The sequence below is a fragment of the Pseudomonas sp. Irchel s3b5 genome (assembly GCF_900187435.1).
In the GTDB taxonomy this organism is placed as follows: Bacteria; Pseudomonadota; Gammaproteobacteria; order Pseudomonadales; family Pseudomonadaceae; genus Aquipseudomonas.
The window spans coordinates 87,549-101,390 of sequence record NZ_FYDY01000008.1 but is presented as its reverse complement, the minus strand read 5'-3'; the positions used below and the strand labels follow the sequence as shown (position 1 = coordinate 101,390).

At 59.9% G+C, this 13,842-nt stretch carries 10 protein-coding genes; 5 read left to right on the top strand and 5 right to left on the bottom strand.

Going from position 1 to position 13,842, the window contains the following annotated elements:
* Positions 1–3,529 (top strand): S-layer family protein (locus tag CKW15_RS11615; RefSeq protein WP_143498423.1); only part of this gene is annotated, 3,529 nt, incomplete at its 5' end.
* 135 nt (positions 3,530–3,664) lie between these two features.
* Here CKW15_RS11615 and lapD read toward each other — a convergent pair.
* The 4 genes from lapD to CKW15_RS11595 all read right to left on the bottom strand — a co-directional run bounded on the left by lapD (position 3,665) and on the right by CKW15_RS11595 (position 8,218).
* A complete protein-coding gene (lapD, locus tag CKW15_RS11610; RefSeq protein WP_095152153.1) occupies positions 3,665–5,605 on the bottom strand; it encodes a cyclic di-GMP receptor LapD in 1,941 nt (646 codons plus the stop codon).
* Between the two features lie 23 nt (positions 5,606–5,628).
* Positions 5,629–6,336, bottom strand: coding sequence for a cysteine protease LapG (gene lapG, locus CKW15_RS11605; RefSeq protein ID WP_095058965.1), 708 nt, complete (start codon positions 6,334–6,336; stop codon positions 5,629–5,631).
* An 888-nt stretch (positions 6,337–7,224) separates the two neighbouring features.
* Positions 7,225–7,620, bottom strand: coding sequence for a YbaN family protein (locus CKW15_RS11600; RefSeq protein WP_007975274.1), 396 nt, complete (start codon positions 7,618–7,620; stop codon positions 7,225–7,227).
* Positions 7,621–7,630: 10 nt separating this feature from the next.
* Positions 7,631–8,218 (bottom strand): YecA family protein, encoded by a 588-nt coding sequence (locus tag CKW15_RS11595; protein WP_095058966.1) that lies wholly within the window; start codon positions 8,216–8,218, stop codon positions 7,631–7,633.
* 364 nt (positions 8,219–8,582) lie between these two features.
* Between CKW15_RS11595 and recQ the strand changes: the two genes are divergently transcribed.
* The 4 genes from recQ (at position 8,583) to CKW15_RS11575 (ending at position 12,942) form a co-directional block, all read left to right on the top strand.
* A complete protein-coding gene (gene recQ, locus CKW15_RS11590; RefSeq protein ID WP_095152152.1) occupies positions 8,583–10,709 on the top strand; it encodes a DNA helicase RecQ in 2,127 nt (708 codons plus the stop codon).
* Between the two features lie 119 nt (positions 10,710–10,828).
* Complete coding sequence (locus CKW15_RS11585) at positions 10,829–11,263, top strand: MarR family transcriptional regulator (protein WP_095152151.1); 435 nt, start codon at positions 10,829–10,831, stop codon at positions 11,261–11,263.
* A gap of 127 nt (positions 11,264–11,390) precedes the next feature.
* A complete protein-coding gene (locus CKW15_RS11580; RefSeq protein ID WP_095152150.1) occupies positions 11,391–12,623 on the top strand; it encodes a FimV family protein in 1,233 nt (410 codons plus the stop codon).
* A gap of 31 nt (positions 12,624–12,654) precedes the next feature.
* Positions 12,655–12,942, top strand: coding sequence for a SelT/SelW/SelH family protein (locus CKW15_RS11575; RefSeq protein WP_095058970.1), 288 nt, complete (start codon positions 12,655–12,657; stop codon positions 12,940–12,942).
* Here the strand turns inward: CKW15_RS11575 and CKW15_RS11570 are convergent.
* Positions 12,936–13,829: a DMT family transporter gene (locus CKW15_RS11570; RefSeq protein WP_095152149.1), complete on the bottom strand. Its 894-nt coding sequence runs from the start codon at positions 13,827–13,829 to the stop codon at positions 12,936–12,938. The genes CKW15_RS11575 and CKW15_RS11570 overlap by 7 nt on opposite strands.
* Between the last annotated feature and the right edge of the window lie 13 nt (positions 13,830–13,842).

Here is a 13,842-nt window from a genome sequence, read left to right as displayed (position 1 = left end):
CAACACAGCACTGACCCAGAGCGGCACCTTCACCATCACCGCGCTGGACGGCGTGCAAACCCTCACCGTGGGCGGTATCGCCGTCGTCAGCAACGGCGTGGCGGTTGGTTTTCCGCAATCTATCGGCACACCGCTGGGCAGCACGCTGACCATCACCGGGTTCAACGCCACAACCGGTGTCGTCAGTTACAGCTACACCCTGGTCGATAACGAAGCGCACCCTAATGCGAGTGGCGCCAACTCACTGCCTGAGCAGTTCGCTGTCACGGTGGTCGATGACAACGGCAGCACCGCTAATGCCACACTCGACGTCAACATCATCGATGACTTGCCGACCGCCAAATTGGACACCAGCTCGGTGGTGGAGGGCGGTACGGTCAACATCAGTGTGTTGGGCAACGATGTCTTCGGGGCGGATGGCGCGGCGGTAAGCGGTGCGGTGGTCGGCGTACGCGCTGGCAGCAACATCGCGACTTCAGCCATCGGCGGCCTCAACAGCAACATCATCGGCAACTACGGCTACCTGACGCTGGATGCGGCGGGCAACGCGATCTATCACAGCAACCCGAACACGGTGGGCCCGGCGGGTGCCACTGACACGTTCACCTACACCATCCGCGACAGCGATGGCGACGAAAGCACCACGACCATCACCATCAGCGTTGCCGACGGCAACCTCATCGCCAGTGTGGATCGGGATGTAACGGTCTACGAAAAAGCCCTCGACCTGAGCCAGGGCGGCCTGGATCTGGCCCCTGGTACGGTCACCGGCAGCGACCCGACGCACACCGGCGAAACCGCCACCGGCACGTTGGTCGGTTCGGTCTCCGGTGGCAACGGTGCGCTCACCTACAGCCTGGTCGGCAACGCCACCGGTTTGTACGGACAGATCGAAATCCACGCCGATGGCACTTACACCTACACCCTGACCTCGGCGCCAAAAACCACGCCGAATATCAACGACGGAGTGACCACCCTTACCCCGAACGAGACCTTCACCTACAAAGCCACCGATGCGCTGGGTAACAGCACCACCAGCACCATCGTCATCAGTGTTGTCGATGACATACCCAAAGCGGTGGCGTCGGAGCGTTCGGTGTCGGCGATGGAAATCGATTCGAACCTGCTGATCGTGCTCGACGTCTCGGGCAGTATGGGCGATGCCTCCGGCGTACCGGGTCTGACGCGACTGGCATTGGCCAAGAATGCGATCAGTGCTTTGCTGGACAAGTACGATGCCCTTGGCGACGTCAAGGTGCACCTGGTCACCTTCAGCAGCGGCGCCAACGACAGCTCGGGCGTATGGGTTGATATAGCGACGGCCAAGTCCTTGCTTGCCAGCCTCACATCGGGCGGCACCACCAACTACGACGCCGCCGTAGCCATGTTGAAAACCGCGTTCGTCACCACGGGCAAACTCACCGGGGCGCAGAATATCGGCTATTTCTTCTCGGACGGTAAACCTACCGATGGCCAGGAAATTGGCACCGCAGATGAGGCCTCGTTGAAAGCGTTCTTCGAGGCCAACGACATCAAGAACTACGCGATCGGCCTTGGCAGCGGTGTGAGCAATGCCAACCTCGATCCTTTGTCCTACGACGGCATCAGCAATACCAACACCAACGCGGTGGTGGTCACCGATCTCAACCAGCTCGACTCGGTGCTCACCGGCACCGTGCAGGGTGCGCCGGTTACCGGTTCCCTGCTGGGCGTGGGTGGCACATTCGGCGCCGATGGCGGTTTCATCAAGTCCATCGTCGTGGACGGCACCACTTACACCTATGATCCAAAAGCACTCGGCGGCCAGGGTTCGCTGACCCCAAGCGGCGGCACCAACGCTGGCACCTTCAACACCGCGAATAACACCCTGAGCATCGCCACCAGCAAAAACGGCATCTTGGTGGTCAACCTCGACACCGGCGACTACATCTATACGTCGCAGAAAATCACCACCGTGGTGGTCACCGAGAACATCGGTTTCACCGTCAGCGACAACGACGGCGACCTGGCCAGCTCGACGCTGACGGTCAAGGTCATTCCGAATACGGCGCCGGTGGCGGGAGCTGATCACATCATCACCAACGTGTTCTCGGAAAACATCGTGGTGCCGGGCGAACTGCTACTAGGCAATGACATCGACGCGAACGGCGATGCGCTCAGCGCTACGCCAACCACATTCAAGACGGGTTGGAAGCTCACCGGCTCCGGTGCGATCAATTTCGACGGCGAGAACGATATCGTCGCCAATCAGAGCCTGGCCAACGTACGCAGCTCGTTTCTCACTAAAACCGGGACCATGACGGCTTTACTGGTGATCAGCGGCTATCTTGGGGCGGTGACCAACGACAATGCCAACGATGTAGACCTGATTACCGTCAAACTGAATCAGGGTGAGACCCTTAACCTGAATCATGATTTGGCGGCTGGTCGAATTAAAATGGAGTACTCGCTCAACGACGGCGCGTTCACAGCTATCAACGATGGCGGTGACATCATTGCTGGCGTTGACGGCACGTATCAGATCCGCGTGACCAACATCACGAACTCCTCCGGTAGCCAAAACACTCGAGATCGGGCGGAGGACTATAACCTCACCATGACGCTCAGCTACAACGGATCGCATGAGGTCATCCCGGACTTCGATGGCACCTACACCGCCAACGATAACCACGGCGGCAGCGGCACGGGCAACGTGACCATCAGCTACCAGGCCGGTCACACCCTCACCGGTACAACAGGCGACGACGTGCTGGTTGCCGGCGACGGCAACAACCTCCTCAATGCTGGCGACGGCAACGACGTGCTCACCGCAGGCTCAGGCAACAACGAAATGCATGGCGGCGCAGGCGATGACTTGCTCTACAGCGGTCCAGGCGCTGATGTGCTCGACGGCGGCACCGGCATCGATACCGCGAGCTACGCCCACGCCACGGCCGGGGTCACCGTTAATCTGGGCACCCTTGTCGGGCAAAACACGTTTGGCGCCGGGACGGATACCCTGACCAGCATCGAAAACCTCATCGGTTCGAACTTCAACGACAACCTGACCGGCGATAACAACAGCAACGTCATCACCGGAGGCCTGGGTAACGACGTGCTCAAAGGCGAGGGCGGCGACGACCTCTTGATAGGCGGTATGGGCAACAACACTCTCTCCGGGGGCGCAGGCACCGACACCTTCCAATGGCTCAACGGCAATAGCGGTCACGACCTCATCACCGACTTTACCCCCGGCACCGACAAGCTCGACCTGTCGCAACTGCTGCAAGGTGAAAACAGCACCACGGCGTCGCTCGACGACTACTTGCACTTCACCGTCACCGGCAGCGGTGCTTCACTCCTCACCAGCATCAACGTCAGTGCCACGGCCGGTGCGATACCGAACCAGACCATCGACCTGGCGGGCGTGGACCTTGCCGACCACTACGGCGTAACACCGGGGGCCGGAGGACTGGTAGGGGGGGCAGACACGGCGACCATCATCAACGGCATGCTCAACGACCATACCTTGAAGGTGGATACCGTGTGACCTGAGGACCTGGGGGAGCGAGCCTGCTCGCGATGGCGTGGATCATTCAACATGGATTTTGAATGTGAAACCGCTATCGCGCGCAGGCTCGTTTCTTTATGGATTCAGCTCATCTCAAGGCCCAGTTCCTCGGGCTTACATCGGCTCCGGTGGCCCGATCAATCGTCCCATGGCACCGAACACGCCCAACTCCTTGATCACCGCCAACTCCCCACGCGTCTCGACCATCTCCGCAATCAGCGGCAAATCAATGCTGTTGGTCGCGCGAAAAATGGCGTCGATGAACAGGCGTTTATCCGGTTGCTCATCGATGCTGCGGATATAGGCGCCGTCGATTTTCAGATAGGCCAACCCCAACTGGGTGAGGTTGCCGATCTGGCTGAAGCGCCCACCAAAGTGCTGCAGGCCGATGCGATAACCGGTGTTGAGCAGGCTGATGTTCAAACGATGCAGCTCCTCGGGAGACGGTAGCTGGCGCTCGTCGATTTCCAGGGTCAGCAGCGGTGCGAGTTCGGGAAGGGAGTCGAGCAGATCGAGGATTTCCCTCAACTGTGTCTGATCACTCAAGGTGCTCCCGGACAGGCTCAATGCCAAAGGCCAGCGATTAACCACCAGGTAATCCAGCGTGGCTTCCAGCATCGCCATGTCGAACCTTGCCGACCATCCGAACCGTTCGATCCACGGCAAAAAATGCCCGGCGGCAATCGCCTCGCCTTGTGGATCGAGCAACCGTGCCAGCACTTTGTGATGCAGTACCAGGCTGGTGTCAGCGCATTGCACGACCGGCTGGAAATACAGCTTCAATTTGCCCTCGTTCAGCGCCTCGTCGATCCAGGTCCGCCAGTCGTGTTGAGTGTGATTGACGGTCGTGTCGTGGTGACTCAGATGTATCCATGGGCGTTCGGGGTGCTGCCGTGCTTCGGTCAATGCCTGATCAAGCCGCAGCCATACATCACTCGCCGGCTCGCCGGGTCGGTAGGTGACGATGCCCAAATGAGCAACAGGCGTGCAGTCGCTGGAACCGGTCAAGCGCAGGTTTTCCAGGGTCGCGCTGACTTCCGTGGCCAGGCGTGCAGCCTCTTCGTTGTTCAGGCCGGGAGTCAGCAGGCTGAATTCACCGCCGCGATTACGCGCTGCCAGCCAGGTCCGCCGTTCCGGTAACTGGGTCAGGCGAGTGAGCAACTCAGCGACGGTGCCGATCAATGCATCGGTACGCTGACCGCCCAGGCGTTGATTGAGGCCGGCCAGGTTGTTGATCTGCAACATCAACAAGTGTCCGTCGCGGCTTTGTTCGCCGACCCGCAAATGATCGCCCAGTTGTTCGTCCAGCAAGCGGCGGTTGGCCAGCCCGGTCAGGTTATCCAGATACGCTTCAGCCTGAAGTTTTTCACTGCGCGCCGCCTCTTCGGCGAACAGGGCCTTGAGCTTTTCGACCATCTGGTTCATGGCCAGCACGACCCGTTTCAGTTCCGGTGTGCGCGGCAGTTTCGGCAGGCTGAGGAATTCGCGTTTGCTGATGGCTTCGGCCTGCCGGACCATATTGTCGAGTGGCCGAAGCTGTCGCCGCAGCAACCATGCGCCAAACACGGCGCTGAGCAGGCCGCACAGCAGCAACCAAATCAGGCTGCCAAGGGTGCTGTCCCAGAGCTTGGCCAGGGCAAACTGCGGATTGCTCAGCACTTCGACCCGCGCCACTTGCTCCCAGCCGCGCATGATCAGCGCATCGCCACCTTCGGGGCGCAGATGGACCAAGCGGACGAACCAGCGCGGCACACCGTCGATTTTCGTGGAGGTGCTGCGTTCCAGCATCGTCTGGTCATCCTTGATGTCAACGATGCGGATGGTACTGAAGTAACCGCTGTCAAAAATGGAACTGACCATCAGCTCCACCATCGCCGGGTCATCGATTTGCGTCGTCAGGGACAATCCCAGGGCAGTGGCTGCATCCTGGGCATGGGCGCGCAATTGGCTGAGCGTCTGCTCGCGCGAGCTTTCCAGGCTGACGAAAAAACTGCCGCTGAACGCCACCAGCAAGAACAGGCAGATGGCCAGAAACAACTGTTTGCGCAATGTCATGAAATGGCTCCTTGCTGTCGCGCCTAACCGTCGCCGACATCGAACCCTTCGGCCTGCATCTTTTTCAGCACATCCTGCCAGCGCGACAGTTTTTTCGAATCGCTGCTGCGCTGGCCACCGTTCTTGCCAGGCAGGTACAAGCCTTCAGCATTGAAGGCGTACACCGGCAACAGGTCTTTACGTTGGGAGGCAGGGCGGATGTCGCCGATCAGGTTGTCCAGCACCAGCGGTTCGGCCGTGGGGCTGCTGTAATAGGTCAGCACCATGTGTGCCTGGTTCTGATTCAAGGCCTTGACGTAGGTGATGCGCAGTTTTTCGCTGGGCACGCCGAGTTGGCGCAGGCTGAAATACTTGGCCAGGGCATAGTCTTCGCAGTCGGCGGCGCCCTTGTTCAAGGCTTCGACCGGCGTGGCCCAGTAGTCGGTCTGTTTCCAGATGCGTGTGTCGTCCTGAAAATTCAGTTGCCCGTTGAAGAACCGATTGACCGCCGTGAGTTGCTCGCGCTCAGGTGCGCCGCGTTCACCTTGCAGCATTTGGCTCCAGGCTTCGATCCGCCCTCGCGCCGGGCCAAGGGGACCGTAGCGTTTTTCGGCTGATTGCAGGATTTGGGTGAAGTTCCAGTCGGCCTGGACGGCGTTGAGGGCGGCCAGCAGTAATAAACTGGCCAGCAGCCATCCACCGAACCGGAGTCGGAGCGCTGGCCATCCTGGACTACGCGGACCGCGGGGCATGTCGGGCTGCTCGAATGCAGATTGGTGAAGTCTAGGTGGTGTTTGTTACTAGTGCTCGGTTGAGTGATGGCGGCCTGACAGTCAACATCGATGTTGGATGTACTGGCCTCATCGCGAGCAAGCTTGCTCCTACAGGTTTTGTGTCGTTCGAATAGTTTGCGGTCGACGCAAAAACTGTAGGAGCTGGCTTGCCGGCGATGGCGGCCTGTCGGTCAGCATCGATGTTGGATGCACTGGCCTCATCGCGAGCAAGCTTGCTCCTAGAGGTTTGGTGCCAGTCGAGTAATTTGTGTGCCACACAAAAAACTGTAGGAGCTGGCTTGCCAGCGATGGCGGCCTGTCGGTCAGCATCGATGTTGGATGCACTGGCCTCATCGCGAGCAAGCTTGCTCCTACAGGTTTTGTGTCGTTCGAATAGTTTGCGGTCGACGCAAAAAACTGTAGGAGCTGGCTTGCCAGCGATGGCGGCCTGTCGGTCAGCATCGATGTTGGATGCACTGGCCTCATCGCGAGCAAGCTTGCTCCTACAGGTTTGGTGCCAGTCGAGTAATTTGTGTGCCACGCCAAAAACTGTAGGAGCTGGCTTGCCGGCGATGGCGGCCTGCCAGTCGACCTGATTTCGCGGATGTATCACTCCGTAGGAACTGCCGAAGGCTGCGATCTTTTGATCTTGCCTGTAAAAAACAGAGTCAAAAGATCGCAGCCTCGTTGCACTCGACAGCTCCTACAGGGGAACACAGACGCATCAGAACCAGGCCGGTAGGCCGCCGCGGGCACGGAACGTCAACGCGCTTTGGTTGCTCCGGCTTTTCGAAAGTGACCCGCCGTAAGGGCGGAGCCAATAGCGGCCGTGACCGCAGCAACGGATATGTACTCCGACTCAGAATCTCAAGACTTGCGCAGAGTTTTCTGCCGCAGAATATAAATCGTCACCAACACCGCACTGGTCAGCATGAACCCCCGCGCCCAAGGCAACGGCACCAGATAGCAGGAAAACAGAATGCTGGCCCACATCAGGCCGATGGCATACACCTTGCCCTTGAGCGGTATGCCATTGCCATCGAGGTAGTCGCGAATCCACGGCCCGAGCCGCGGATGTTCCACCAGCCATTGATAGAAACGCGGCGAGCTGCGGGCGAAACAGGCGGCCGCCAGCAAGAGGAAAGGTGTGGTGGGCAGTACCGGCAGGAAAATTCCGATGACCCCCAACGCTACGCTCAACCAGCCGATGGCCAGCAGCACGTAGCGCAACATCAGGGGGCGGTTGCCTATGGGGTTGTCCATAGGCAGGACCTTAGTGGTGACGTGGTTTCAGAATTGCCGGTTTTTCGTCGGGTGCGTTGCACAGCAGGTACAGCGCAGTCAGGGCTTCCGGGATCTGCACGATCATGTCGTCCATCAGGTTGGCATCCTTGGCGATGTCTTCGAATTCTGGCTGTTCGTCGAACAGGCCCGAACCGACCATGATCGGCAGCAGCATTTCGCTGACTTCCTCTTCAGCGCTTTCGAACCAGGCCGCTTCGCGCAGGAACACACCTTCCATGAAGCCGATGCACCAGCCGCGCAGGTCGGAATCATCCGGGTCGTCGCCCAGGTCCAGATCGCATGGCAACTCGAACTCTTCATCGGAGGCCAGTTGACGAGCGATGTGCGCTTTGAGACCGATCAGGGTGGCTTCGATTTCTTCGCGCTGGGCTTCGCTGCTGTAATGCGGCTCTTCGGCGAAGAGGGCATCGATCCATTCGCGATCGGGAACGACCTCGGAACAGATCGACAGCGCGGTGAGGTAGCCGTGGGCGGCCACGTAGTCCAGCGCCTCGTCATGCAGTTCGTCGGCGTCGAGGAAGACTTGCAGGCGGGTTAGTTGCTCAGCGAAGGACATTAAAGGACTACCTTGGGGAATGTTCGATGCGGGAATTCTAGGCCTTCTTGAGCGCTTGGGCCAGCCGCACGGCATATTTGCCTCCCTATTAATGTAGGAGCTACCGAAGGCTGCGATCGTTTGATCTTGAAAAACAAAATCAAAAGATCGCAACCTTCGGCAGCGCCTACCGGATCAGATTTGACTTATCAGCGGTGCCCTTCGCCGGACAGCGCTCGGGTATACTCGCGCGTTTTGTGATGCCCTGCGGGTCTCACGGCTGAAATGTGAAGCGTCATGCAATGCACCCTTACGATTTGTCGGTGCAGCATCGCGTGTTCTGAACCAGCCTTGCAGGGATGTTTCGGTGATTTTTGGAGTTTTTATGCTCGAACAGGCTCAACGCGTCCTCAAGGACATCTTCGGCTACGACAGTTTCCGTGGTCGCCAGGGTGCAATCATTGAGCGCGTGGCCAACGGCGGCGATGCCCTGGTCCTGATGCCTACCGGCGGCGGCAAATCCCTGTGCTTCCAGGTTCCGGCGCTGCTGCGCGACGGCCTGGCGGTGGTGGTGTCGCCACTGATCGCGTTGATGGACGACCAGGTTGCCACCCTCGAAGAACTGGGTGTGGCCGCTGCGGCGTTGAACTCCACGCTCAGCGCCGAGCAGCAGCGCGACCTCGCGGCCCGCATCAAGCGCGGAGAGGTGAAAATGCTCTACCTCGCCCCCGAACGCCTGGTCCAGCCGCGCATGTTGTCGTTCCTGCAAGGGCTGAACATTGCCTTGTTCGCCATCGACGAAGCCCACTGCGTATCGCAATGGGGCCACGACTTCCGCCCGGAATACCTGCAATTGGGCCAGTTGGCGGAAATTTTCCCCGATGTGCCGCGCATCGCCCTGACCGCCACTGCCGACAAGCGCACCCGCGAAGAAATCGTCACTCGCCTGCATTTGCAGAATGCCGAGCGCTTTCTGTCGAGCTTCGACCGACCTAACATCTTCTATCGCATCGTGCCCAAGGAACAGCCGCGCAAGCAGTTGCTGGCGTTCCTCGCCGAGCGGCGCAGCGATGCGGGCATCGTCTACTGCCTGTCGCGCAAGAAAGTCGAGGAAGTCGCGGCGTTTCTCAGCGAGCAAGGCTTTCCCGCATTGCCGTATCACGCCGGTCTGCCGAACGATCTGCGCGCCTTTAACCAGAAGCGCTTCCTCAACGAGGAAGGCCTGATCATGGTCGCCACCGTCGCATTCGGCATGGGCATCGATAAACCGAACGTGCGGTTTGTCGCTCACCTTGATTTGCCGAAATCCCTTGAAGCCTATTACCAGGAAACCGGTCGCGGCGGTCGTGATGGCCTGCCGGCGGATGCGTGGATGGCCTACGGCCTGCAAGACGTGGTGATGCTCAAACAGATGTTGCAGAACTCCGAAGGTGACGAGCGTCACAAACGCCTGGAGCAACACAAGCTCGATGCGATGCTGTCGCTATGCGAGGAAACCCGTTGCCGTCGCCAGACCCTGTTGGCCTACTTCGACGAAGACATGCCCGAGCCGTGCGGCCATTGCGACAACTGTGTCGACGGCGTGCAGACCTGGGACGCCACCGAACCGGCGCGTCAGGCGCTCTCGGCGATTTACCGAACCGGCCAGCGCTATGGCGTCGGGCATCTGGTGGATGTGTTGTTGGGCAATGACAACGAAAAGGTCCGCAGTTTCGGCCATCAGCACCTGTCGGTGTTCGGGGTCGGCAAGGCGCGGGCCGAGGGCGAATGGCGCTCGCTGTTCCGGCAGTTGGTGGCTCGCGGGCTGGCCGATGTCGACCATGAAGGGTATGGCGGTCTGCGCTTGAGCGATTCGTGCCGGCCGCTGCTCAAGGGGGAAGTGACCCTGGAGCTGCGCCGCGACCTCAAGGCACAAACCACAGCCAAGAGCAGCAAGAGCCAGGCGAGTCAGCTGGTCCGTGGTGAAGAGCGCGAACAATGGGAAGCCTTGCGCGCCTTGCGTCGCAAACTCGCCGAAGAACATGGCGTGCCACCGTACGTCATCTTCCCCGACTCGACCCTGCTGGAAATGCTGCGCAGCCAACCGACTTCGCTGGCACAAATGGCCACGGTCAGCGGCGTCGGCGCACGCAAGCTGGAACGCTATGGCGAGGCCTTCCTCGAAGTGCTCGGCGGTCAGGTCGAGGCACCGAAGGTGGTGGCCGATGTGCGTCACGAGCTGATCACACTGGCTCGCGCCGGCATGACGCCGGTGCAGATCGCCGGTCAGTTGCAGTGCTCGGAAAAGAACGTCTACACCATGCTGGCCGAAGCGATCGGCAAGCAGCAGCTGTCGCTCGAACAGGCGCTGGATCTGCCTGAGGATCTGATGGGCGAAGTCCAGGACGCGTTCCTCGACGGCGAAGGCGAGTTGCCGCCGGTTTCCGAGATCTCCGCGCTGTTTGCCGGCAGGGTGCCGGAAGGGGTGTTGTACTGCGTCCGGGCAGCGTTGCAGTCTGAATTCGAGATTTGATTGATCCATGCAGGTGATGTAACGATTCACCAAGGAACAAGCCTTGCTTCATTCCAAGGCTCATGATTAGCTGGCTAATAATTAGTTTTCCTCTATTTCAGTCTAATCATGAGTGTTTTATGCCGTTAACCGAACCGCACCGATTTGGCATGCAACTGGCGCAGATGTCTCGCGGCTGGCGTGCCGAACTGGACCGTCGTCTGGCTGGCCTGGGGCTGTCCCAGGCGCGTTGGCTGGTGCTGCTGCATCTGGCCCGTTTTGAAGACGCGCCGACCCAACGTGAGCTGGCGCAAAGTGTTGGTGTCGAAGGGCCGACCCTGGCCCGGTTGCTTGACAGCCTCGAAGGGCAGGGCCTGGTGCAACGCCAGGCAGTGTTGGAAGACCGTCGGGCGAAAAAAATTGTCCTCTGCGCTCCGGCGCTTCCCCTGATTGAACAAATTGAAACCATTGCCAATCAGCTTCGTCTCGAATTGTTCGAAGGCGTGGACGAGGCGGATCTCAAGGTCTGCATGCGGGTTCACGGGCACATTCTGGCCAATCTGGAAAAATCTTGAGGCATAACAAACCGTCAGGCTTTTGAGCGACAGCGTTGCGCGGACTATAAGAACTACTTGGCAATATCGTGTTCGTACCGGATGTGCGAATACGTGCGGGTCGGTTCTCGTAATCTAAAGGATGCTCATGTTCAAGCGTTGGCGGTTGGTTTTGCGCGGTGGTGGTCGCCTGTTTCTGGTCGGGGCCGCCGTCACTTACTCGGCATTGGCACCTGCGTTGGGCCTGGGTGAAATCACCCTGCATTCGGCGCTGAATCAGCCGTTGCGTGCCGAGATTGCGCTGGTGGATGCCTCAGGGCTTGAAGAGGGCGATTTGTCGGTCAGGCTCGCGACGGAAGATGAGTTCAGCCGCGCCGGGGTTGATCGCGCACCGTTCCTCCATCATCTGACGTTCACCCCGGTCCTGCGCGGCAATCGCAGCCTGATCCAGGTGACCTCCAGCAAACCGGTCAACGAGCCCTTCCTGGACTTCCTCGTGCAACTCGATCAGCCCAATGGTCGATTGGTGCGTGAATACACCGTGCTGATCGATCCGCCAGGCTCACCGGAGATTGTTCCCGCCACGGATGGGCCGGTTTTCAGCCCTTCGTCTTCTGCCTTCCCCCGCGTGGAACCGTCCGTCGTGGCGCCACTGGCGACGAAAAGTCCATCGCTGAAAACCGAGCCTGCATCATTCGTGTCAGAGCCGGAAACGGGCCCCGCTGCCGAGCAACTGGCGGCCAGTGTCCTGCAAAACCGACAGCTGCAAACCACTGTCGATGAACTCACAGCAAAGCTTCAAAGGCAGGACAAGGAGATTGCTGTCCAGCAAAAGCAGTTGGCCGAGCAACAATCGCAATTGTTGGCGCTCAAGAGTCTGCAAGCCGAGCCGGTTCCACTCAACCCCGACGCGCTTGAAGAACCCGGCACGGACTGGCTGCAGGCCGCCAGGTATCCAATGATGGCGGCGTTGCTGGTGTTGGGCTGGTTGGTGCTTCGCCAGCGTCGCCGCGCTCAATCCGAGCCCGAGGGGGCGATGGATGAACCTCGGGGGCAGGAGCCAGTGATGCAATCGACTCCCGTGCATCACGAATCTCCTGCGGATCAGGAGCATCAGCAGCTTACGTATTTCTCCCCGGCCACTGAGACAACGATGGCCGCTGCGGCCCCACCCGAAGATGTGCCCGACGACACCTCTCGGCTAAACCTTGATCAGCTGACCATGGACTCAAGTTGGGAGCTGATCAATCCGTACGCAAATGCCAAACCCGTCACCTTGAGCGAGCACGAAGCAACAATGGAGTGGGTATTGGAGGCCGATCCGCAGCCACGGGATGACCTCAAGCGTTCAGCTCCGGAGCTGCAAGCCGGGCTATCATAGCGGCGTCCTCAGACTTGGAGTTTCGCCCGCCATGACCGCCAGCAAACCGGAAATCATCATCACCTATTGCACCCAATGCCAGTGGCTGTTGCGTGCAGCGTGGCTGGCGCAGGAACTGCTCAGCACGTTCGGTGATGACCTGGGCAAAGTGTCCCTGGTGCCCGGCACGGGCGGGGTCTTTCATGTTTTTTGTAACGATGTACAGATCTGGGAACGCAAGGCGGACGGTGGTTTTCCTGAAGCCAAGGTCCTCAAGCAGCGGGTGCGTGATCAGATCGATCCGGACCGCGACCTCGGGCACAACGACCGTACTCAGTGAGACGAGGCCTGTGCCACAGGTGCTTTCTTGGGAGAACCGCCTGAGAGTCTGCTGGACACCACGATCGCCACGATGATCAAGGCGCCGCCGAGCAGCATGCGCAGGGTCGGATTTTCATCGAACAACAGCCATGCCATGGTGATGCCGTATACCGGCTCCAGGGCAAACACCACGGCGGCGGTGCGCGCCTTGATCACCGCGAGGCTGGCGACAAACAGGCTATGGGCGACACCGGTGCAGAACACGCCGAGCAGACCGATCCACAGCCAGTCGAGGGCGCGCACTTCACTCAACTGCGGTGCGGCGACCGGCAGCAGGCACACGGCGACTACCACGTTCTGACACAGGGCCGCCTGCACGGCCGGGATTCGTCCGGAGCTGGCGCGGTTAGTCAGTGACAGCAGGGCGAACAGCAAACCGGAAGCCACCGCCCACAGCAGGCCGGTGGTGGCGCCGCTGGCCAGGTCAAAATCAGGCGTCACCAGCACCAGGCCGACGCTGACCAGCACCACCAGCAAAATCTCGTTGGCACGGATGCGCTCGCGGAAGATCAGCCCTTCGAGGATCACGGTAAACGCCGGAAAACTGGCAAAACCCAGCGTCGCAATCGCCACGCCCGAGACTTTTACCGCAATGAAGAAACTCACCCAGTGCCCGGCCAGCAACAAACCACTGAGCAACAGGCGGCGCCAATCCACGGCTTCGAGCCTTTGCCAGCGCGTCTGGCTGGCGAACCGGGCAAAAAACGCCAGGGCCAACACGGCGAAGGCGGCACGACCAAAAACGATGACTGCCGGAGAGGCGGCAGCAAGTTTGCCAAACACGCCGGTCAGGCCAAACATCAGTGCGCCGATATGCAGGGCGCCAAGGGCAGTACGGGGAGTCATTGCGATCCTTAAC

Coding starts and splice junctions, on each gene's coding strand:
- lapD (WP_095152153.1), bottom strand. CDS start 5,605: ATGACATTGCGCAAACAGTTGTTTCTGGCCATCTGCCTGTTCTTGCTG.
- CKW15_RS11580 (WP_095152150.1), top strand. CDS start 11,391: ATGTTCAAGCGTTGGCGGTTGGTTTTGCGCGGTGGTGGTCGCCTGTTT.
- CKW15_RS11575 (WP_095058970.1), top strand. CDS start 12,655: ATGACCGCCAGCAAACCGGAAATCATCATCACCTATTGCACCCAATGC.
- CKW15_RS11595 (WP_095058966.1), bottom strand. CDS start 8,218: ATGTCCTTCGCTGAGCAACTAACCCGCCTGCAAGTCTTCCTCGACGCC.
- CKW15_RS11585 (WP_095152151.1), top strand. CDS start 10,829: ATGCCGTTAACCGAACCGCACCGATTTGGCATGCAACTGGCGCAGATG.
- recQ (WP_095152152.1), top strand. CDS start 8,583: ATGCTCGAACAGGCTCAACGCGTCCTCAAGGACATCTTCGGCTACGAC.
- CKW15_RS11570 (WP_095152149.1), bottom strand. CDS start 13,829: ATGACTCCCCGTACTGCCCTTGGCGCCCTGCATATCGGCGCACTGATG.
- CKW15_RS11600 (WP_007975274.1), bottom strand. CDS start 7,620: ATGGACAACCCCATAGGCAACCGCCCCCTGATGTTGCGCTACGTGCTG.
- lapG (WP_095058965.1), bottom strand. CDS start 6,336: ATGCCCCGCGGTCCGCGTAGTCCAGGATGGCCAGCGCTCCGACTCCGG.